Origin of the sequence: Christiangramia echinicola DSM 19838 (assembly GCF_000423065.1) — a bacterium.
Lineage (GTDB): Bacteria > Bacteroidota > Bacteroidia > Flavobacteriales > Flavobacteriaceae > Christiangramia > Christiangramia echinicola.
Genome location: NZ_AUHG01000011.1, coordinates 687740 through 708738, shown reverse-complemented (window position 1 = coordinate 708738; position 20999 = coordinate 687740). Strand labels below are relative to the sequence as shown.

The following is a 20999-nucleotide window of genomic DNA, read 5'->3' as shown; positions in this document are numbered from 1 at the left end:
CCGCGCTTTATCTATAATATTCCTGACTTTTTTCCATCATTATATCTTTCACCGGCCTGTTTTCAATATTACTTTCCAGCCAGGAAATGATATCCAGATAAAGGAAAGCTCTCCGCTCATAAGGATGATCTTCAAATTTCTTTAAAGTAGAGTGCAATTTTCTAAATTCATCTTTGATATCCAACGGGGAAACGTCTGGTAATTTTCTTAAAAATTTAATCATTTCAATCTGCACTTCATGCATATCATCCATTTTGATCAGGAACTTATAGGTCGATTTCACCAGACTATCCAAATGATAATCCATCCCAGCCTCATAATGTGCGACCAAATTTAGAATTCTTGCAAAGCACATAAGATCCTGACGCATTTCTAGCGACTTATTAGTAATAATTTTCTTCAGAAAATCAATACATTTTTTGTTGTTTCCGTCCCCGAAATACAAACAGGCGATCTTATAATAAAATACCATGATGTGATGCTCGTCCAGTCTGCCTCTGAATTTAACAACCTTTTCATTGATCTTTTCAATCAATTCATCAGCATTACTAAACTCCCCTTTCATAAATCGAAGGTTCAGTTTATTGGAATAGACGTAAAGAAAAGACAATGCCGAAATATTGTCATTATGGGGGATCTTTGGATCACGCAATGAGTTTTCTAACTGTTTGAGCGTCTGCTCGAATAATTCGGTATGATTCAGGTAAAACAATGATTCCAGGAGGTAATGACTTCCTTTTAAATAAGAAACCGGATGTATCGGGATAAGATGATTATATTCAATAAAAAGATCTTTCCATTTCATCGAATATCTATAGCAACCCAGGAAATCCTGAATCAGGAAACTACGCCAAAGATGGCATTTATACAACCACAAACGCTCTCTAAAGCCCAACTCCTGATAATGATATTCCGGTAATTTTTCCTTAAAATATGCCTTGATCTCATCTGCTTCCTTTTCACTTTTGCAATAACCTTTCTTTAAAAAAATAGAATACAGTTCCAGAGATAAATTAGATAGTTTACCCCAAATGGTATTCAAGTTGCTAATATCTTCAGTCTCTTTGATAAGGATTTCTGCACGGTTGCTCATACTACGAGTTATATACTGAGATTCTATGATCTTTTCCAGTTCCAAAATCTCGTAAGTGAGATTTTTTTCCTCGTAATTGATGGCCAGGGTCTTTACTTTGTCCAGCAACTTTAAACTTTGCTGATAAAGCCCTTTGTGATAAAGGATATAAGCAAAATCAACCTGCTCCCTTATTTGAACCGGAATACTTTGATGCGCGGGATTCAGCCGAAGTGAGATCAGCAGCTGTTTATAAAGATGTGATTTTACGTTTGAAAGCTGAATCTTGGTGATCTTTGTTCCCTTTAGAATTTCAGCTTCATTGTATTTCTTTTGACGCAACATGACCTTGTATAAATTCAGAAATTTAGAATCTGAATTCACTCCTATTCGTCCCACATATAATGAAAACTGTCTTTTCTCTGAGGCTGATAATGATTTGATCAGAGAAAAAAGATTTTCGGTTAAGTCATTGGTCATTGTAATTCAATATTTTACAATACACTGCAAAACAACACTTTACAGTAATTATTATCCACTTCAAGTATCGTAAGCCTTTCCGTTAATCAGGGCCAAAAGCATAATGATTCCGATACTTTAGATAAAGATAAAGTAAAATAAATCTCATATGCGTACTGAAAAGGTAGAAATTTTTGACACTACATTGAGGGACGGAGAACAAGTCCCCGGCTGCAAACTGAATACGGAACAGAAAAAGAAGATCGCTGCGAGACTCGATGAACTGGGTGTAGATGTAATCGAAGCTGGTTTTCCGGTTTCAAGTCCAGGTGATTTCAACTCTGTAACCGAAATATCTAAACTCGTAAAAAATGCTACCGTTTGCGGACTCACCCGCGCAGTAAAAAATGATATCAAGGTTGCTGCAGATGCGCTTAAATATGCCAGAAAACCAAGGATTCATACAGGTATTGGAACCTCAGATTCTCACATAAAATATAAGTTCAAATCAAGCAGACCCGAAATTATTGAAAGAGCTGGAGAAGCGGTGGCTTATGCTAAAAGCTTCGTGGATGATGTGGAATTTTATGCGGAAGATGCCGGAAGAACTGAAAATGAATTTTTAGCCAAGGTTTGTACTGAAGCAGTGAAAAATGGCGCCACCGTGCTTAATATTCCAGATACCACTGGATATTGCCTTCCTGAAGAATATGGTAAAAAGATCAAATATCTTAAGGAAAATGTAATTGGAATTGAAAATGTGATCATTTCATGTCATTGTCATAATGATCTTGGATTGGCTACAGCTAATGCCATTGCAGGAATTACCAATGGTGCAAGACAAATTGAATGTACCATTAATGGAATAGGTGAGCGTGCAGGTAATACCGCATTGGAAGAGGTCGTCATGATCTTAAGACAACATCCTTATTTACAATTAAATACAGATATCAATCCGCAGTTGTTATATGACACTAGTAAAATGGTTTCAAGGGAAATGGGAATGTACGTCCAACCTAATAAGGCAATAGTCGGCGCCAATGCATTTGCGCATAGTTCAGGCATTCATCAGGACGGCGTCATAAAGAACAGGGAAACTTATGAAATTATAAATCCAGCCGATGTAGGGGTAACCGAGTCGGCTATTGTTTTAACTGCCCGTAGTGGTAGAGCAGCACTTGCTTATAAAGCCAAGAAAATGGGGTATGATCTAACCAAGCTTGAATTAGATCACGTATATCATGAATTTCTGAATTTCGCCGATGCGAAAAAAGAAGTTGCAGATCGTGATATTCACACCATTATGGACATTTTTAGAAAGAGCTCAAGAGCAATAGCTTAAGTGATTATGAAGAAAACTTTATTTGACAAAATATGGGACTCCCATGTGGTGGAGAGCATACCTGATGGTCCGGATATTTTATATATCGATAAACATCTGATACATGAAGTAACGAGCCCACAGGCTTTTAATGAATTAAAGGAAAGAAATATTCCTGTTTTTCGTCCGGAACAGATCGTTGCAACGGCCGATCATAATACACCAACCCAGGATCAGCATTTACCGGTAAAGGATCTTTTATCCAGAAAACAGCTGAAAGAACTGAGTCAGAATTGTGAAGAGAATAATATCACCTTATATGGACTTGGCCATCCTTACAATGGCATTGTCCATGTAATGGCTCCCGAGCTTGGAATCACACAACCTGGAATGACCATAGTTTGCGGAGATAGCCACACCTCTACTCATGGAGCCTTCGGAACTATTGCCTTCGGAATTGGCACCAGCCAGGTCACCCAGGTTTTTGCCAGTCAGTGTTTATTGGTAGAAAAGCCGAAAAAACTTAGGGTGAATGTAAATGGAAAACTGAAAAAGGGAGTACTTCCAAAAGATGTTATCCTATACATTATCAGTAAACTGGGAACAAATTCCGGAACGGGTTATTTCTGTGAATATGCAGGAAATGTTTTTGAAGAAATGTCTATGGAAGGCCGAATGACGGTTTGTAACATGAGCATTGAAATGGGTGCCCGTGGTGGGCTTATCGCTCCAGACCAGACCACCATAGATTATGTGGAAGGCAGAGAGTTCGCTCCAAAAGGCGAAGAATTTGAAAAAATGAAAGCTTACTGGGAAACATTAAAAACCGATGAAGGAGCAGAATTTGACCAGGAATATTCATTCGAGGCTGAAGATATAGAACCTATGATCACCTACGGAACAAATCCGGGAATGGGCATTAAATTAACAGGTTCCATCCCAATTGAAGGGGATAAAAGTGATGCGAAAGCACTGTCTTATATGAATTTTAAGCCAGGTGAAACATTACTCGAAAAACCCATTAATTATATATTCATAGGTAGTTGCACGAATTCGCGAATCGAAGATTTTAGGGTCGCTGCTTCCTATATTAAAGGAAAAAGAAAAGCTGATAATGTGAACGCATTGATCGTTCCCGGAAGCCAGCAGGTTGCAACGCAGATCAGAGAAGAAGGTCTGGATAAAGTTTTTGAGGAAGCTGGATTTACGCTTCGTCAACCCGGGTGCTCAGCCTGTCTAGCAATGAACGACGATAAGATCCCGGAAGGGGAATATTGTGTTTCAACTAGTAATAGAAATTTTGAAGGAAGACAGGGTCCTGGTTCCAGAACAATCCTGGCCAGCCCGTTAACTGCTGCAGCAACGGCAATTTCAGGGAAAATTTCAGATCACACTCTAACATTAAACTAATGGAAAAGTTTATAAAATTAATAGATACGGCCATTCCTTTAGATGCTGAAAATGTGGATACAGACCAGATCATCCCTGCAAGATTCCTTAAGGCAACAGATAAATCTGGTTTTGGAGAGAATCTATTCAGAGACTGGCGATTTGATAAGAATGGAGAACCAATTGAGGATTTTGTCTTAAATCAGAATAAATATTCAGGTTCCATACTCATAGCCGGGAACAATTTTGGTTGTGGATCCAGTCGGGAACATGCCGCATGGGCCATTAAAGCCTACGGTTTCAAAGCTGTTGTTTCCAGCTATTTCGCAGATATATTTAAAGGCAATGCCTTAAATAATGGGTTATTACCTGTTCAGGTAAGCCCTGATTTTCTGCATAGGTTGTTTACTTCAGTTGAAAAAGATCCGAAAGAAAAATTCAGTATAGATCTGGAGCAACAAAAGATCACGATCAAAAGTTCAGGAGATTCAGAACATTTTGATATTGATCCTTATAAAAAGACCTGTCTCATTAATGCTTATGATGATATTGACTTTTTAACCAGTAAACTGGCAGAAATTAAAAAATTTGAAGAAAAACGAAGCGGTAAAGAATCTATTCCGCAGGAAACCCTATAAACCTAAAACATATGAAATTCAATATAGCTGTACTTCCCGGAGACGGGATTGGTCCCGAAATAACGCAGCAGTCAGTTAAAGTGCTGAGAGCTGTTGCAGATAGATTTGATCATGAGTTCATTTTTGAAGAAGCTGAAGTGGGTGCAATTGCAATAGATTTAATGGGGGATCCATTGCCTGACACCACACTGGAACTATGTAAAAAATCTGACGCTGTGCTATTTGGGGCAATTGGCGATCCTAAATATGACAATGATCCTTCGGCTAAAATAAGGCCGGAACAGGGATTATTGAAACTTAGAAAAGAGCTGGGTCTTTTTGCAAATATCAGACCGGTGCGGGCTTATGAAAGTCTCATTCATAAATCACCTCTGAAACCCGAAAATATCGAAGGGGCAGATATGGTAATTTTCCGCGAGCTCACCGGCGGGATTTATTTTGGTGAAAAAAGTACTTCTGAAGATGGAAGAAGTGCTTCAGACCTTTGCACCTATTCCGTAGAAGAAATTGAACGTGTGGCACATCTGGCTTTCAAAGCTGCTCAGGAAAGAAGAAAGAAACTTACCCTTGTAGATAAAGCAAATGTCCTGGAAACTTCTCGCTTATGGCGAAAAACGGTGACCGAACTAGCTAAAGCATATCCAGATGTAAAAGTTGATTATCTATTTGTAGACAATGCTGCCATGCAGATGATCCTGAATCCAAAGCAGTTTGATGTCATCCTGACCGAGAATATGTTTGGAGATATCATCTCAGATGAGGCCAGTGTAATTGGAGGAAGTATAGGTTTACTGGAATCTGCCTCGGTAGGAACTGAAAATGCGCTTTTTGAGCCTATTCATGGTTCATATCCACAAGCCACTGGTCAGGGAATTGCAAATCCATTAGCATCGGTGCTTTCTGCCGCAATGCTACTGGATCATTTAGGACTTAGAAAGGAAGCAGAAACAGTGAGAATGGCTGTGGATCTTAGTATTAAACTTAACGTTTGCACCATCGATATTAATAAAGACAATCATTATTCTACCGAGCGGGTTGGTGACTTTCTGGAAAGTGTGATCAGCGATACTGAAGGTCACATTGTGAACAATGAAAACCTTAGCCTCGGCCAAATGACCATCATATAAAGATTAGTTCATGTTTGTTTAGACAGCTGCCTCCTGCTAGAATTTTCTTCAGGAGGCATGTCTTTTTATAACTGCTGAAGTTTTAACCTGATGAGGTTCAATGATAAATTATCTTTACTGCCTGAGTGTGAATGTTGCATTCCCTCGGAAGCTTTATAAGTTCCATTCTGAACCTGTTCTCCTATTATTTTATAGGCATCCCTGAAAGATTTGCCACTCATCACTAATTCATTAATACTGTCTACGGTAAAAAGATATTTATATTTTTCCTCTTTTAGATCTACCTCTTTCACTTTGATCTGCGCAATAGAATGGGTAAAAACATCAAGTATTTCTTTCATATTTTCCACCGCGTAAATACTATTCTCTTTTATGAGCTGAAAGTCCCTGTGGTAACCACTGGGAAGATTATTTGTGATCAGGATCATTTCATTGGCGATCGCCTGGAGTTTATTACATTTCCCTCTGATCAGCTCAAAAACATCCGGATTTTTTTTGTGCGGCATTATGCTAGAGCCCGTGGTCAATTCATCCGGAAAGCTGATAAAATCAAAATTCTGACTCATATATAGGCAAATATCCATGGCAAATCTGGATAATGTATTGGCCAGCGATGCGATATTTGAAGTTACCGTCCTTTCACATTTTCCCCTGCTCATTTGTGCGGCGACCACATTATATTTCTGTGTTGAAAATCCAAGTTCCTGCGTTGTATATTCTCTGTCTATGGGAAAAGAGGAACCATAACCTGCTGCAGAACCTAATGGGTTCTGATCTACTATCTTTAAGCCGGCTTCCAGTAAATAAAGATCATCAATAAGCAATTCTGCGTACGCTGAAAACCATAACCCGAAAGATGAGGGCATGGCCACCTGAAGATGTGTATAACCCGGCAGTAGTTTTACTTTATGCTCATCGGCGAGCTCAAGAAGAACATCAATTAATTTCCTGGTTTTACCAGATATTTGTTGAAGGTTATCCTTAAAATATAATTGCTGCGCCACTAAAACCTGGTCATTCCTGGAACGGGCAGTATGAATCTTTTTCCCAGTGACTCCCAGTTTCTTTGTTAGTTCATATTCTATCTTGGAATGAACATCTTCAAATTCTTCCTCGATATGAAATTCACCATTTTCAAGCTGAACTTTTAATTTTTCCAATTCTAGCAGTAATGATTCAACTTCATCACTTTTTAAAATCCCAACTTTTCCAAGCATTTTTGCATGTGCCTTGGAGGCCTGAATATCATATTCAGCCAGATACATATCCAGTTCACGGTCATTGCCTACCGTGAATTTTTCTATTTGCTTGTCTATTGAAATACCTTTGTCCCAGAGTTTCATATTTTAATTTTTTATTTCCCAGTCAATCCTAAAGAGTTCACAACTGAGCAATCTCAGGTTTCTCTACTTTCGGAATGACTTCTAAAGATTTATGCTTTATGCTCATTTTTTCGTCAAGCTGAACTTGATTCAGCTTCTTTAGAGATCCTGAGCCTAGTTCAGGATGACGAATTATTTTTTTGTCATTCCGAAAAAGCTCGCGACTGTGTAATCTCCGATTTCTTACTTTGTTCGATATGACATTTTTCATAGTAATAATATCGCACTTCGACAGGCTCAGTGCTGCATTTACTTAAGAGCTTTCTCAAGCAGTTTTATATATTTTTCAATTCCTTCTTCGATCTCTTTCACATAAATAAATTCATCTGCCGAATGTGATCTTGTAGAATCTCCCGGACCTATTTTCAATGACGGGCAACTCAGCATCGCCTGATCAGAAAGTGTTGGAGAACCATAAGTTGCCATTCCCAGATCAATTCCGGCTTTCACCAGTTCGTGGTTTAATGGAATCGAAGATGAATTCAATCTTAAACTTCTGGCGGTTATTTCATCTACCGGAGCCTCTTTTTGTAAAATCTCTTGGATCTCTTTATTGCTGTATTTATCATTCACCCGAACATCTATAACCAAGTGAGTCTTTGCGGGTACCACATTATGCTGGCTCCCGGCATTGATCTGCGTAACGGTCACTTTCACTTCGCCTAGAGTTTCAGAGACTTTATCTAATTTGAAATTTTCAAACCATTTCAGAACCTTCGCTGTTTTATAAATAGAGTTATCTGTATTTGGATGTGCAGCATGAGAGGGAGTTCCTTTCACCACCGCATCGAATACTATTAATCCTTTTTCGGCAACGGCAAGATTCATCAGTGTTGGTTCGCCAACGATCGCCACATCAATAGGTGGGATCTCTGGAATTAAAGCTGCAATCCCATTTTTACCATTGATCTCTTCTTCAGCGGTTCCGGCAAAAAGAATATTATAAGTCAAATTTTCAGCATAATAAAGATATGTGAAAGTTGCCAATAATGAAACCAGGCAGCCTCCTGCATCATTGCTTCCCAAACCAAATAACTTTCCTTCTACGATTTCCGCTTTAAAAGGATCACGAGTATAGGCCGAATTTGGTTTTACCGTGTCATGATGAGAGTTTAGCAGCAAAGTAGGCTTGGCTTTATCAAAATCTTGATTCACCGCCCAGACATTGTTAAGGTGTCTGTTATAGGGAATTTGATGTTCTTTGAACCATTTCTCAAGCAGATCGGCAGTTTTATCCTCTTCTCCTGAAAAAGACTGAGTCTCGATCAGGTTTTTCAATAATTCTATGGCTTGTTGCTGAAGTTCTTTTAACTGCATTATTTTACAATTTTGGTATGGCTTACATTTTCCTTCAATAGATTAGCGTCACCTAGAAAAACAGCAGAAACACCTCTGCTTATAGCTTCAAAGCAATTGTGCAATTTAGGTAACATCCCATCAGTGATCACTTTTGAAGCTATTAGCTCTTTATAATTTTCAGAATTTAGTTCAGTAATTACAGAATTGTCATCCTCAATATCTCTTAAAACTCCTTTCTTTTCAGAACAATAATAAAGTTGAGTTTCATAAGTTTTACTCATTGCAATGGCAATTTCTGAAGCTACAGAATCTCCATTAGTATTTAACAACATCCCTTCATCAGTACACGATATTGCCGAAAATACCGGCACAATATTTTGCTTCAGTAGTGATTCTATAAAATTAATATTCACATGTACCACGTCGCCTACATATCCATAATCGATCTCCTTATTTTCACGCTTTTTGGAGATCAAAACCTTTCCATCTGCTCCACATAGACCAATTGCATTCTGCTTTTTTGCCTGAAGTCCTGCCACGATACTTTTATTTAAAAGCCCACCATATACCATCGTGATCACTTCCATGGAATCCTTATCGGTGATCCTTCTACCGTCGATCATTTTCGTTTTAAAACCAAGTTTACCGGCAACTTCAGTAGCTTTATTTCCACCACCATGCACCAGGATCTTTGGCCCTTTTAATTCTACAAAGTCGTCCATAAAGGAATTCAGTAAAGCTTCATTTTCTATTAGCCTTCCTCCTATTTTTAGGACTTTTAGTGTTTGTTTCATACCATTTATTCGCTTAAAGTCATTCCGAGGGAGAATTCGACCGAGGAATCTCATATTAAAAGATTTCTCACTTCGTTCGAAATGACATATAATTAAACGTTATCCTTAACTTATTTAACTTCGTTGAATCTTCGATTTCAGCTTCTCCAGAGATCCTGAATCAAGTTCAGAATGACGGAACTGTTTATTTAGCACACTCTAAAATTCTTTTCAAAACAGCCTGGGCTGCATAGGTTCTGTTATTAGCCTGCTGGATCACAATTGAGTTCTCACTATCCAGAACATCATCTGCAATCACCACATTTCTTCTAACTGGTAGACAGTGCATAACTCTGGCATTATTTGTATGCTTTAGTTTTGACTTATCTACCGTCCAGTTTTTTTCAATCTCCTTAACCTGGCCATAATCCTCATAACTACTCCAGTTTTTCACATAAATAAAATCTGCATTTTCAAATGCTTTCTCCTGGTTATACTCCACCTTGACATCTTTTCTAATTTTTGGATCCAGGTCATATCCTTCCGGATTGGTGATCACGAAATCTACGTCCAGACGCTGCATCATTTCTGCAAAAGAATTAGCAACAGATTGTGGTAAAGCCTTTGGATGTGGAGCCCAGCTAAGTACGATTTTTGGCTTTTTGGCCTGATTAAATTCCTGAATAGTAATTGCATCGGTCAATGCCTGTAAAGGATGTCCAGTCGCACTTTCCAGATTTAACACCGGTACAGTAGCATATTTTTTAAAACTATTCAGCACCAGTTCAGATTCATCTTTTTCCCTGTCTTTTAAACCCGGAAAAGCTCTAACCGCTATTATATCGCAATATTGGGAAAGTACGGCGGCTGCTTCTTTAATATGTTCAGCCTTATCTGAATTCATTACCGCTCCATCCTCAAATTCAAGCGCCCAGCCATCTTTACTTGCATTCATCACCATTACCTGCATCCCCAGCAGTTTTGCTGCTTTCTCTGTACTCAATCGAGTACGCAGACTCGGATTAAAAAACAGCATCCCGAGAGTTTTGCCTTCTCCAACTTTGGAACTCGTGTTTTTAGTTTTTAAACTTCTGGCCTCCCCGATCATAGATTCCAGGTCATCGATGTCTGATATACTAGTGTAGTTTTTCATTTTAGAATTTTGTTATTTGTCATTCCGAAGAAATTTGCGCCTAAGGAAGATTAGATTTCTCACTTCGTTCGAAATGACATTCTTTCTTTATAAAGCTGAATCAAGTTCAGCTTGACGCCTCGATTTTTTTTGTTTGGCTTTTTAATGCTTTCTGCAAAGCATCGAAAAAAGTTTCAAAATGTTCTTTTTTAATATTTAATGGTGGCAGGATACGGAGCAATTTTTTGTTTGCTGATGCTCCGGTAAATACCTGGTACTCGAATAACAATTCTTTGCGAAGAGAAGCAATTTCGAAATCGAATTCCAGCCCGATCATCAGGCCTCGTCCCTTTATCTTTTTAATCTCCGGAATCCTGGCTGCTTTTTCTTTTATATATTCTGAAATTTCAGCGGTATTTTGCATCAAATTCTCCTCCTTGATTGCATCCAGCACCGAAATTCCGGCGGCACAAGCGAGATGATTTCCACCAAAAGTGGTTCCCAGCATACCGTATTTCGAGGAAATATTATTATCTATTAGAATTCCTCCAATGGGAAATCCGTTACCCATTCCTTTAGCCATAGTTATAATATCGGGCCTGATACTATGTTTTTGAAATGCAAAGAAATCACCGGTTCTTCCATAACCCGATTGAACTTCATCTACTATCAACATTACCTTATTTTCCTTACAAATTTCCGCAGCTTCTTTATAGAATTCTGAACTGGCTTCATCAAGTCCGCCTACGCCTTGAATGACTTCAAATATCACCGCGGCGACATCCTCTTTTTCGATCTCAGCTTTAAGAGGATCGGTATCATTAAAAGCCAGTTTTGTCGCTTTATGCCCAAGGTTAAAAGGTGCTTTAATATTTTCATTATCGGTGATCGCCACCACTCCGGAAGTCCTTCCGTGGAATGCATTTTCAAAATAGATGACCCTGTCTTTGCCGGTATGAAATGAGGCGACTTTTAAGGCATTCTCATTCGCCTCAGCTCCTGAACTGCATAAAAACAGGCTGTAATCCTGTACTCCAGAAACCTCTTCAAGTCTATCGGCCAGTTCCTTTTGCAAAGGGTTCTTGATCGAGTTCGAATAAAATCCAAGTTTCGAAACCTGCTCCTGGATAGCTTTTACATATTTAGGATGCGCATGACCAATAGAGATCACCGCATGACCTCCATAAAGATCCAGGTATTTTTTTCCGCTTTCATCAAATACATAGCAACCTTCTCCTTTAACCGGAGTTATATTATATAGTGGATAAACATCAAATAATTCCATAATTATTGATCTGAGATATTATTAATTTTTTTGAAAGAAGCCTGGATTCCTTTAATAAGAGAGGAACTGAGTCCGTTATGTTCCATTTCGTTTAGACCTTCAATGGTGCAGCCTCGCGGAGTAGTGACTTTATCGATCTCCTCCTCCGGATGTTTACCGGACTCGATCAATAGACTGGCAGCACCCAGGCAGGTTTGCATAGAGAGCTCCTGAGCGTCTTTCGCGTCAAACCCAAGCTGTACAGCTCCCTGAGTAGTTGCGCGTATCAAACGCATCCAGAAAGCGACACCGCTTGCACAAATTACAGTCGCTGCCTGCATCTTATTTTCCGGAATGATGATACTTGTACCTAAACGGTTGAAAATGGCTTCGGCGATCTTGATCCTTTTTTGCCCGATTTCGTTACTGCAAAGACAGGTCATCGATTTTCCAACCGCAATCGCGGTATTGGGCATGGATCTGATGATAAAATGATCCTTTCCAATTACTTCTTCCATTCGCGGAATCATAAATCCGGTAACCGTAGAGATTAGCACATGTTTATCGGTAAGTTCGTCTTTGATCTCTGTAAGAATTCTTTCGAATTGGGTGGGTTGAACAGCGAAGATCAGAATATCTGAATTCTTAATTGCCTCCACATTATCTGAAGTCAAAGTGACCTTTGAATATTCAGAAAGTTCCTGAATATCATCAAGATCTCGCTTGGTAAGATAAAGCGTGGTAAAAGCATTACTAAAGATCAATCCTTTAGCGATCGAAACTCCCAGGTTCCCTGTACCGATAATTGCTATTTTCATATTAAAATTTGTTTTAAAATCGTCAAGCTGAACTTGATTCAGCTTCTCTGAGATCCTGAATCAAGTTAAGGGATGACGTACATCAAAAATAACTTGCCTTTAAGTTCAAGCCTGATTTCTCATCAAGGCCAAACATTAAATTCATGTTCTGTACTGCCTGACCTGAAGCGCCTTTCAATAAATTATCGATCACACTCGTGATCAAAAGTTTATCACCATATTTCTCCAATCTCAGAATACATTTATTTGTATTAACCACCTGCTTTAAATGCAGTTCCTCTTCAGTTAGAAAAGTAAATACTGCATCCTTATAGAATTCATTATAGAGCTTTTTGGCTTCTTCAAACTCTCCTGAAAACTTTGTGTACGCGGTCGCATGAATTCCCCTTGAAAAATTTCCTCTATTCGGAATAAAATTAATTTCTGAACTATGATTTTTCTGCAGCTGTTTTAAACTCTGCCCTATCTCATGCAAATGCTGATGTCCAAAAGACTTATAGGCTGAGAAATTATTATCCCTCCAGGTAAAATGTGTAGTGGCAGATAATGAAGTTCCTGCCCCGGTTGAACCGGTAACCGCGTTAACGTGCACCTCATCATTCAATAAATTTGTTTCGGCTAAAGGAAGAATGGCCAGGGTGATAGCGGTAGCAAAACAACCCGGGTTAGCAATGTAATCCGCTGATTTGATTTCCTTTTTATTCAATTCCGGAAGTCCGTATACAAATTCGTGATCTTCAGCTTTCATTCTGAAATCTGTACTCAGATCAATTATTTTTGTGTTTTCTGAAAACTGATTTTCAGAAAGAAACTTTTTAGAATTTCCGTGACCTAGACAAAGAAAAACCACATCTGCTTCAGGATTGATCTTATTAGAAAACTTAAGTTCTGTATCGCCGATTAGATCCTGATGAATACTATGAACAGGTTTCCCCGGTTGTGAAGTACTAAAAACAAAATTCAGATTCACCTCTGGGTGATTCAGCAGGATCCTGATTAATTCGCCAGCGGTATACCCCGCGCCTCCTATGATTCCTGCTTCTATCATGAATCCTGATTTACATGTTGATAGATTTTCCCTGAATTTGAAAGTATCTTAATAAATCCTTTCGCATCATCGGCAGTCCAGGCTTTGTTCTCTTCGCCATAATTCCCAAAACTGCTGTTCATGAGATCGTTTGGAGACTTTATTCCGTCTAAAGTGAATCTATAAGGATGAAGCGTAACAAACACATCTCCGGTAACCTTGCCCTGGGAACTTTCCAATTGAGCCTCAAAATCACGCATCACTGGATCAAGGTATAGACCTTCATGCAAATGCATTCCATACCAATTGGAGGTATAATCTTTATGCTGAAGTTGCCATTTACTCAAAGTATGCTTTTCCAGTAAATGATGTGCTTTGATCGTGATCAATGCGGCAGCGGCTTCAAATCCTACTCTACCTTTAATTCCAATAATAGTATCCCCAACGTGAATATCTCTGCCAATGGCATATTTTGAAGCAATCCCTTCGAGAATTTCGATATTCTTTTCCGGTACATTTTCCTTCCCATCGATCGCAGTCAATTCGCCTTTTGTAAAGCTTAGTTTGACTTGCTTTTGTTTCTTATCCTTTAGTTGCGATGGATAGGCTTCTTCCGGTAATGCTTTTTCTGAAGTCAGAGTTTCCGCTCCTCCAACACTGGTTCCCCAAAGACCTTTATTCACCGAATATTTGGCTTTTTCCCAGTTCATCTCAACGTCTTTACTTTTAAGGTACTCGATCTCTTCCTGTCTTGAAAGTTGTTTATCTCTTATTGGGGTTATGATCTTAATTTCAGGAGCAATGATCTGGAAGATCATATCAAATCTCACCTGGTCGTTTCCGGCACCGGTACTTCCATGAGCGATATATCCTGCACCGACTTTCTTAGCATAATTTACTATTTCTATCGCCTGGATTATTCTTTCCGCACTTACCGATAATGGATAGGTATCGTTCTTCAGCACATTTCCGAAGATGAGATATTTTACCACTTTCTGATAAAAAGAGGAGATCGCATCGATATTCTTATAACTGCTGGCTCCGATCTTTTTAGCGTTATCTCCTATCTTTTGAATTTCTTCTTCTGAAAAACCTCCGGTATTCACACTCACCGCGTGAACTTCAAATCCTTCTTCTTCAGATAAATATTTCGCGCAGTATGAGGTATCCAATCCTCCGCTGTATGCTATAACTATTTTTTTCATTTTATTCTTAGTAAATCGTCATCCTGAACTTGTTTGACTTCGTCGAATCTTCGATTTCAGGATCTCTTCAGAAGCTGAAATAAATTCGGCTTGACGAATTTGTTATTTATTCTCTGCTTTTTCCTTTTTATAAAAAAGCGTTTGTTTTATATGCTTTAATCTTTGAAATGCCTTATCGTTAAACTTACTTTTAGGCTTTTCGGGTTTCTTGGTTTCTTTCTTTTTTTCAGGATCATACATCATCCCCGTACATAAACACATCTTGTGTTCTGTTCTGGTTAGGACGTCGTAATTCTTGCAGGTCTGACAACCTTTCCAGAAAGATTCATCATCGGTAAGTTCAGAAAAAGTTACGGGCTGATATCCAAGATCGTAATTGATCTTCATAACAGCAAGACCTGTAGTGATCCCAAAAATCTTCGCCTCCGGATATTTTGTTCTGGAGTGTTTAAAGATGACCTCCTTTATATCCTTGGCGAGGCCCTGATTTCTGTAATCGGGATGAACTATAAGTCCGGAATTGGCCACATATTTATCATGGCTCCAGGTTTCTATATAACAGAATCCGGCGAACTTTTCACCATCAAGAGCGATCACGGCATTTCCCTTTTCCATCTTATTAATGATGTAATCTGGTGTCCTGCGGGCAATACCTGTCCCACGGACTTTCGCCGACTCTTCTATAGTATTACAAATGATCTCAGCATAAGAAGCATGAGATTTATTAGCAATGACAATTTTCATCTGCTAAAAATTTATGTTGAAAAAAATATTTTGATTTGGGTTTTCGAGAGCGGAACCGGACTCACCTAAGTTCCATAAATATATAGACGCACTTACGTGCGACGGGGGAAACGGCGGCGCATAAGAGAAATATCAGAAAATGTGCTGATATTAAGTTTGTATTCTATGCTGTTTAAGTAAGTCAAAATGGAAAAAATCAAATAATATTAATAGAAAATCGTTTCGGGTCACTGCCTAGAAGCGGCGGGGCCTGAAATTGAAACGGGGTAATATTATCTGTTTGATAGACATCATGTTACAAATGTATACAAATTTTTAGTTTACAGGCATTTACTAGATCAAAAATTGAAATAAATTTGGATTATCATTCAGATATTCACCATAAAAATTTCTTTTTTTCATCCTGTCTACAAGCGGTCCGAAGTCTTTCGGATCTTTTAATTCAATCCCGACAACTGCTGGTCCATTAGACCGATTGTGCTTTTTTGAGTATTCAAAATGGGTAATATCATCATTAGGTCCCAACACCTTAGCGACAAATTCCTTTAATGCTCCTGCTCTCTGCGGAAAAACAACCACGAAATAATGTTTCAATCCTGAATAAAGCAGAGCTCTTTCCTTTATCTCTGCCATCCTGATGATATCATTATTACTGCCACTAACGATACAGACCACGTTCTTGCCTTTGATCTTTTCCGCATAAAGATCCAGCGCTGAGATTGCCATGGCTCCTGCCGGTTCTACCACCATAGCATCCTGGTTATAAAGATCAAGAATGGTCTGGCATATTTTACCTTCAGGAACGGTGATCATTTCATCCAGATTCTCTTTACAGATCGCGAAATTTCTGGATCCCACTTTCTGAACTGACGCTCCGTCCACAAATCTTTCGATATTAGCCAATTCTATTACCTTTCCTTCCTTGAGGGAAGTTTTCATAGAAGGTGCCCCAGCGGGCTCAATCCCTATAATTTTTGTATTCGGTGACAACTCTTTAAACATAGAAGAAACCCCTGCAAGCAATCCGCCACCACCAAGGGGAGCGAAAATATAATCTATTGGGGCATCAGCCTGCTCGAGAATTTCCAAAGCGATGGTCGCCTGGCCTTCTATTACTTTTTCATCATCGAATGGATGAATAAATACAAGACCCTGCTCATGCATTTGCTTCATGGCACTCTTAAAAGAATCGTCATAGGTATCGCCTTTCAGAACGACCTCTACCCATTCACCACCAAACATTTCGGTTTGTTCCACCTTTTGTTTTGGAGTGGTACCGGGCATATAGATCACTCCCTTAACCTTCAGTTTATTGCAGGCAAAAGCGACACCCTGCGCATGATTCCCGGCGCTGGCACAGATCACTCCTTTTTCAAGCTGATCTTTGGGCAAGCTGGAAATCTTATTATACGCACCGCGAATCTTATAAGATCGAACCTGTTGCAGGTCTTCTCTTTTCAGCATTACATTGGCTTCAAACTTCTTGCTATAAGTAAAAGATTCAGCCAATGGTGTTTTTAAAACCACTTTGGAAATTCTTTCAGCAGCCTGTTTAACGGCTTCGTGGGTTGGTTTGTATATTTTATCTTTTTCCAGCAGTGTATCCATTACGCGTATATTTTCTTCATTGCGGTCATCGCAGATCTTAGTTTTGCTCCGACCTCCTCAACAGGGTGATTTCTTACTTCAGCATTTATTTTCTCCAGTTTTTGATTATCTGGTTCCTTTCCTTCAAATGTTTTTCCTGCAACTTCAGGCTCAAGGGAATTCACATAATCCTTGATAAGCGGTTTAGCGGCATGATCAAACAGATAGCAACCATATTCAGCAGTATCAGAGATGACACGGTTCATTTCGTATAATTTCTTTCTGGCGATGGTATTTGCTATCAGTGGAGTTTCATGCAAAGATTCATAATAAGCAGATTCTTCAATGATCCCGGCATCTACCATAGTTTCAAAAGCAAGCTCTACTCCAGATTTCACGAATGCTACCAGCAGCACTCCTTTGTCGAAATATTCCTGTTCAGAGATCTCCTCAGAAGTCGCTTCTGTTTTTTCAAAGGCAGTATTTTCGGTTTCAGCTCTCCAGGTATGTAATTCCTTATCATCGTTGGCCCAATCGCGCATCATTCGACTACTGAACTCACCTGAAATAATATCATCCATATGCTTCTGAAAAAGCGGACGCATTTTAGATTTCAATTCCTCTGAAATCTCATTAGCTCTCAGCCTGGCCGGATCAGAAAGCCTGTCCATCATTTGAGTGATTCCGCCGTGCTTCAATGCTTCGGTAATAGTTTCCCAGCCATACTGGATGAGTTTTGCAGCATAATTCTTATCTACACCTTCAGCAACCATTTTGTCAAAGGTTAAAATTGAGCCGGTTTGCAAAACACCACAAAGAATGGTTTGCTCTCCCATAAGATCAGATTTTACTTCAGCTACAAAAGAAGATTCCAGCACTCCCGCTCGGTGACCCCCGGTAGCATAAGCATATGCTTTCGCCCATTCCAAACCAATTCCCTTCGGATCGTTTTCAGGATGCACTGCAATTAAGGTTGGTACACCAAACCCTCGTTTGTATTCTTCACGAACTTCAGAACCCGGACATTTCGGCGCTACCATGATCACGGTAACATCCTCTCTTATCTTCATACCCTCTTCCACGATATTAAAACCATGAGAATAGGAAAGTACCGCTCCTTTTTTCAAATAAGGCTGAATAGCTTTAATAACATTAGTATGTTGTTTATCCGGGGTAAGATTAATTACCAGGTCAGCTTCAGGAATTAGTTCCTTATAGGTGCCAACGGTGAAATCATTTTCAGTAGCATTTTTCCAGGATTGTCGTTTCTCTTTGATCGCACCTTCTCTCAAGGCGTATGAAATATCGAGTCCGCTGTCGCGCATATTAAGTCCCTGGTTGAGACCCTGAGCTCCGCAGCCAACTATGACTATTTTCTTACCATAAAGGGTTTGGGTTCCATCGCTGAATTCATCCAGTTCCATAAATCTGCAGGTACCTAATTGATTTAGTTTTTCAGCTTTAGATAGGCTATTAAAATAGTTGGTCATGATAATGAGTTTGTGGTATTAAATTTTTCTAGAATTCCTGATATTGGCATCTCGTTCTTGGTTACCGCAATGGTTCCCGATCTTACGAACTGCATTAATCCGTATGGTTTCAAGGTTTCATAAAGAGCATCGACCTCGGTTCTTTTTCCGGTCTTTTCAATTACAAAAAATTCCTTGGTTACCGTTACGATCCTTGCGTTGGTCTCTTTAATAAAATCCTGGATATTATGATCATCTAAAAAGTCTTCAGATTTGATCTTATACAAAGCCGTTTCCTGATAGATAGTTTCGGCGTCGGTATGATAAAATGCTTTGATCACCTCGATCTGTTTCTCTATCTGGCCTACGATCTTTTTGATCTGTTCTTCGGTCACTTTTACAATAATGATAAAACGCATTACCTCGGTTACCTCACTTGGCGAGGCGGTAATACTTTCAATATTGATATGCCTTTTCAAAAATATAGCTGCGATCCTTGAAAGTAGTCCAAGGTTATTTTCAGTATAAATTGAAACTGTATAATTTTGCTTTTCCATTACTCTAATAATATTTCTGAAACTGCAGCTCCCGTTGGGATCATGGGGAACACATTTTCTTCCTGTTCAACTTTTACTTCCAGAAAATAGGCCTCCTTACTTTCCATCATTTCTTTCACTGCGGCTTCCAGCTGACTTCTCTCTGTAACCTGTTTAGCCTGGATATGATAACCCCTGGCGATGGTTATAAAATCTGGATTTATCATGGTGGTGGAAGCATATCTTTTATCAAAGAATAACTGCTGCCATTGTCTAACCATTCCCAGGAAACCATTATTTAAAAGCACAATTTTCACCGGTACTTTGGTTTGGAAAATAGTTCCCAGTTCCTGAATAGTCATCTGGTAACCGCCGTCACCAATAACTGCGACAACATCCCTTTCTGGCTTAGCCATTTTTGCTCCAATTGCTGCCGGAAGTGCAAAACCCATGGTTCCCAGCCCCCCAGAAGTTACGTTGCTTCTGGTTTGATTGAATTTAGTATAACGGCAGGCTGCCATTTGATGTTGACCAACATCAGAAACGATGATCGCATCACCTTTAGACTGAATATTGATCTCCTGGATAACCTCAGCCATTCCAAGATCTTTTTTGGTGACATCCAGATTTCCTTTTATGACCTTTTCATATTCGGTTTTATACATATCCTTGAATTCCTGATGCCATTCTTCATGAGAATTTGGCTCTAATAATTCATGTAATGCTTTCAGACTTTCTTTTACATCTCCTAAAACGGGAAAATCTGCTTTTACATTTTTATTGATTTCCGCAGGATCAATTTCAAAATGAATGACTTTGGCCTGCTTCGCATATTTCTCCAGGTTACCGGTTACACGATCATCAAAACGCATCCCGATAGCGATCAATACATCACATTCATTCGTGAGCATATTTGGACCGTAATTACCATGCATTCCCACCATTCCCACATTTAGAGGATGATCTGTTGGTAATGCTGAAAGACCCAAAATGGTCCATGCCGCAGGAATTCCTGCTTTTTCCACTACTTGTTTTAATAGATCTTCAGCTCCACCAAGGATCACTCCCTGGCCCCACACGATCATTGGCTTTTTCGCTTTATTAATAACCTCTGCAGCTCTTTGAACCTCTAAAAGATTCAACTCAGGATATGGCTTATAGCTTCTAATGCCGGAGCATTTTTTATAGCTGAATTCCAGGGAAGCGAACTGTGCATCTTTAGTGATATCAATAAGAACAGGCCCTGGTCTACCAGATTTGGCGATATAAAATGCTTTGGCCATTACTTCCGGAATCTCTTCTGCTTTCGTGATCTGGTAATTCCATTTCGTTATTGGCGTTGAAATACCTACAATATCGGTTTCTTGAAAAGCATCGCTACCCAGTAAATGAGAACCAACCTGACCCGTAATACAAACCATAGGCGTAGAATCTATCTGCGCATCTGCAATCCCGGTTACAAGGTTCGTTGCTCCGGGACCAGATGTAGCAACGGCCACACCAACTTTTCCTGAAACTCTGGCATAACCCTGAGCTGCATGTGTAGCGCCCTGCTCATGCCTGGTGAGGACGTGGTGAATTTCCTTCTGATATTTGTACAGCTCATCGTAGACGGGCATGATCGCCCCTCCGGGATAACCGTAAATTGTTTCCACACCTTCTTCAAGCAAACATTTAATCACCGCTTCAGCTCCCGAAACAGTCAAGGTGTTCTTTGTGCTTACCTTTTCAAAACTTGCTGTTTTTACCTGCATAAT

18 protein-coding genes are annotated in these 20999 nt (G+C 39.3%); 4 read left to right on the top strand and 14 right to left on the bottom strand.

Features of this window, described 5'->3' with window-relative positions:
• Nucleotides 1–7 precede the first annotated feature (7 nt).
• Nucleotides 8–1552 carry a hypothetical protein gene (locus G530_RS0108345; RefSeq protein WP_026934100.1) on the bottom strand — a complete coding sequence of 515 codons (1545 nt, stop codon included), beginning with the start codon at nucleotides 1550–1552 and terminating at the stop codon, nucleotides 8–10.
• A 148-nt stretch (nucleotides 1553–1700) separates the two neighbouring features.
• On the opposite strand from G530_RS0108345, the gene G530_RS16675 reads away from it, so the two are divergent.
• Genes G530_RS16675 through leuB form a run of 4 tightly spaced genes read left to right on the top strand, consistent with a single transcriptional unit; the run spans nucleotide 1701 to nucleotide 6006 of the window.
• Nucleotides 1701–2873 carry a 2-isopropylmalate synthase gene (locus G530_RS16675; protein ID WP_051199734.1) on the top strand — a complete coding sequence of 391 codons (1173 nt, stop codon included), beginning with the start codon at nucleotides 1701–1703 and terminating at the stop codon, nucleotides 2871–2873.
• A gap of 6 nt (nucleotides 2874–2879) precedes the next feature.
• Complete coding sequence (gene leuC, locus G530_RS0108335; RefSeq protein WP_026934099.1) at nucleotides 2880–4262, top strand: 3-isopropylmalate dehydratase large subunit; 1383 nt, start codon at nucleotides 2880–2882, stop codon at nucleotides 4260–4262.
• On the top strand, nucleotides 4262–4879 hold the full coding sequence (gene leuD, locus G530_RS0108330; protein ID WP_026934098.1) for a 3-isopropylmalate dehydratase small subunit: 618 nt from the start codon (nucleotides 4262–4264) through the stop codon (nucleotides 4877–4879). The genes leuC and leuD overlap by 1 nt, the downstream gene beginning before the upstream one ends.
• 11 nt (nucleotides 4880–4890) lie before the next feature.
• Nucleotides 4891–6006, top strand: coding sequence for a 3-isopropylmalate dehydrogenase (leuB, locus tag G530_RS0108325; protein ID WP_026934097.1), 1116 nt, complete (start codon nucleotides 4891–4893; stop codon nucleotides 6004–6006).
• A gap of 65 nt (nucleotides 6007–6071) precedes the next feature.
• Here the strand turns inward: leuB and argH are convergent, their stop codons facing one another.
• From argH to ilvB, 13 genes are all read right to left on the bottom strand, one after another.
• Nucleotides 6072–7349 (bottom strand): argininosuccinate lyase, encoded by a 1278-nt coding sequence (argH, locus tag G530_RS0108320; protein ID WP_026934096.1) that lies wholly within the window; start codon nucleotides 7347–7349, stop codon nucleotides 6072–6074.
• 288 nt (nucleotides 7350–7637) lie between these two features.
• A complete protein-coding gene (locus G530_RS0108310; RefSeq protein ID WP_026934094.1) occupies nucleotides 7638–8705 on the bottom strand; it encodes a M20 family metallo-hydrolase in 1068 nt (355 codons plus the stop codon).
• Nucleotides 8705–9481 (bottom strand): acetylglutamate kinase, encoded by a 777-nt coding sequence (gene argB / locus G530_RS0108305; protein ID WP_026934093.1) that lies wholly within the window; start codon nucleotides 9479–9481, stop codon nucleotides 8705–8707. Before argB ends, G530_RS0108310 begins: the two co-directional genes overlap by 1 nt.
• Before the next feature lie 184 nt (nucleotides 9482–9665).
• Nucleotides 9666–10613 (bottom strand): N-acetylornithine carbamoyltransferase, encoded by a 948-nt coding sequence (locus tag G530_RS0108300; protein ID WP_026934092.1) that lies wholly within the window; start codon nucleotides 10611–10613, stop codon nucleotides 9666–9668.
• A gap of 106 nt (nucleotides 10614–10719) precedes the next feature.
• Nucleotides 10720–11877 (bottom strand): aspartate aminotransferase family protein, encoded by a 1158-nt coding sequence (locus G530_RS0108295; protein ID WP_026934091.1) that lies wholly within the window; start codon nucleotides 11875–11877, stop codon nucleotides 10720–10722.
• Nucleotides 11878–11879: 2 nt separating this feature from the next.
• Nucleotides 11880–12674 carry a pyrroline-5-carboxylate reductase gene (gene proC, locus G530_RS0108290; protein ID WP_026934090.1) on the bottom strand — a complete coding sequence of 265 codons (795 nt, stop codon included), beginning with the start codon at nucleotides 12672–12674 and terminating at the stop codon, nucleotides 11880–11882.
• 82 nt (nucleotides 12675–12756) lie between these two features.
• Nucleotides 12757–13722: an N-acetyl-gamma-glutamyl-phosphate reductase gene (argC, locus tag G530_RS0108285; RefSeq protein WP_026934089.1), complete on the bottom strand. Its 966-nt coding sequence runs from the start codon at nucleotides 13720–13722 to the stop codon at nucleotides 12757–12759.
• Nucleotides 13719–14906, bottom strand: coding sequence for an argininosuccinate synthase (locus G530_RS0108280; protein ID WP_026934088.1), 1188 nt, complete (start codon nucleotides 14904–14906; stop codon nucleotides 13719–13721). Before G530_RS0108280 ends, argC begins: the two co-directional genes overlap by 4 nt.
• 102 nt (nucleotides 14907–15008) lie before the next feature.
• Nucleotides 15009–15650: a GNAT family N-acetyltransferase gene (locus G530_RS0108275; RefSeq protein WP_026934087.1), complete on the bottom strand. Its 642-nt coding sequence runs from the start codon at nucleotides 15648–15650 to the stop codon at nucleotides 15009–15011.
• Nucleotides 15651–15983: 333 nt separating this feature from the next.
• Complete coding sequence (gene ilvA / locus G530_RS0108270) at nucleotides 15984–17258, bottom strand: threonine ammonia-lyase IlvA (protein ID WP_026934086.1); 1275 nt, start codon at nucleotides 17256–17258, stop codon at nucleotides 15984–15986.
• Nucleotides 17258–18727 carry a ketol-acid reductoisomerase gene (ilvC, locus tag G530_RS0108265; RefSeq protein WP_026934085.1) on the bottom strand — a complete coding sequence of 490 codons (1470 nt, stop codon included), beginning with the start codon at nucleotides 18725–18727 and terminating at the stop codon, nucleotides 17258–17260. Before ilvC ends, ilvA begins: the two co-directional genes overlap by 1 nt.
• Nucleotides 18724–19263, bottom strand: a complete 540-nt coding sequence (gene ilvN / locus G530_RS0108260; RefSeq protein WP_026934084.1) for an acetolactate synthase small subunit — start codon at nucleotides 19261–19263, stop codon at nucleotides 18724–18726. The genes ilvC and ilvN overlap by 4 nt, the downstream gene beginning before the upstream one ends.
• Nucleotides 19263–20996 carry a biosynthetic-type acetolactate synthase large subunit gene (gene ilvB, locus G530_RS0108255; RefSeq protein ID WP_026934083.1) on the bottom strand — a complete coding sequence of 578 codons (1734 nt, stop codon included), beginning with the start codon at nucleotides 20994–20996 and terminating at the stop codon, nucleotides 19263–19265. Before ilvB ends, ilvN begins: the two co-directional genes overlap by 1 nt.
• Between the last annotated feature and the right edge of the window lie 3 nt (nucleotides 20997–20999).

Excerpts from the sequence above, each read along its gene's own strand:
- G530_RS0108345 (WP_026934100.1), bottom strand. The coding sequence starts at position 1,552 with ATGACCAATGACTTAACCGAAAATCTTTTTTCTCTGATCAAATCATTA.
- G530_RS16675 (WP_051199734.1), top strand. The coding sequence starts at position 1,701 with ATGCGTACTGAAAAGGTAGAAATTTTTGACACTACATTGAGGGACGGA.
- leuC (WP_026934099.1), top strand. The coding sequence starts at position 2,880 with ATGAAGAAAACTTTATTTGACAAAATATGGGACTCCCATGTGGTGGAG.
- leuD (WP_026934098.1), top strand. The coding sequence starts at position 4,262 with ATGGAAAAGTTTATAAAATTAATAGATACGGCCATTCCTTTAGATGCT.
- leuB (WP_026934097.1), top strand. The coding sequence starts at position 4,891 with ATGAAATTCAATATAGCTGTACTTCCCGGAGACGGGATTGGTCCCGAA.
- argH (WP_026934096.1), bottom strand. The coding sequence starts at position 7,349 with ATGAAACTCTGGGACAAAGGTATTTCAATAGACAAGCAAATAGAAAAA.
- G530_RS0108310 (WP_026934094.1), bottom strand. The coding sequence starts at position 8,705 with ATGCAGTTAAAAGAACTTCAGCAACAAGCCATAGAATTATTGAAAAAC.
- argB (WP_026934093.1), bottom strand. The coding sequence starts at position 9,481 with ATGAAACAAACACTAAAAGTCCTAAAAATAGGAGGAAGGCTAATAGAA.
- G530_RS0108300 (WP_026934092.1), bottom strand. The coding sequence starts at position 10,613 with ATGAAAAACTACACTAGTATATCAGACATCGATGACCTGGAATCTATG.
- G530_RS0108295 (WP_026934091.1), bottom strand. The coding sequence starts at position 11,877 with ATGGAATTATTTGATGTTTATCCACTATATAATATAACTCCGGTTAAA.
- proC (WP_026934090.1), bottom strand. The coding sequence starts at position 12,674 with ATGAAAATAGCAATTATCGGTACAGGGAACCTGGGAGTTTCGATCGCT.
- argC (WP_026934089.1), bottom strand. The coding sequence starts at position 13,722 with ATGATAGAAGCAGGAATCATAGGAGGCGCGGGGTATACCGCTGGCGAA.
- G530_RS0108280 (WP_026934088.1), bottom strand. The coding sequence starts at position 14,906 with ATGAAAAAAATAGTTATAGCATACAGCGGAGGATTGGATACCTCATAC.
- G530_RS0108275 (WP_026934087.1), bottom strand. The coding sequence starts at position 15,650 with ATGAAAATTGTCATTGCTAATAAATCTCATGCTTCTTATGCTGAGATC.
- ilvA (WP_026934086.1), bottom strand. The coding sequence starts at position 17,258 with ATGGATACACTGCTGGAAAAAGATAAAATATACAAACCAACCCACGAA.
- ilvC (WP_026934085.1), bottom strand. The coding sequence starts at position 18,727 with ATGACCAACTATTTTAATAGCCTATCTAAAGCTGAAAAACTAAATCAA.
- ilvN (WP_026934084.1), bottom strand. The coding sequence starts at position 19,263 with ATGGAAAAGCAAAATTATACAGTTTCAATTTATACTGAAAATAACCTT.
- ilvB (WP_026934083.1), bottom strand. The coding sequence starts at position 20,996 with ATGCAGGTAAAAACAGCAAGTTTTGAAAAGGTAAGCACAAAGAACACC.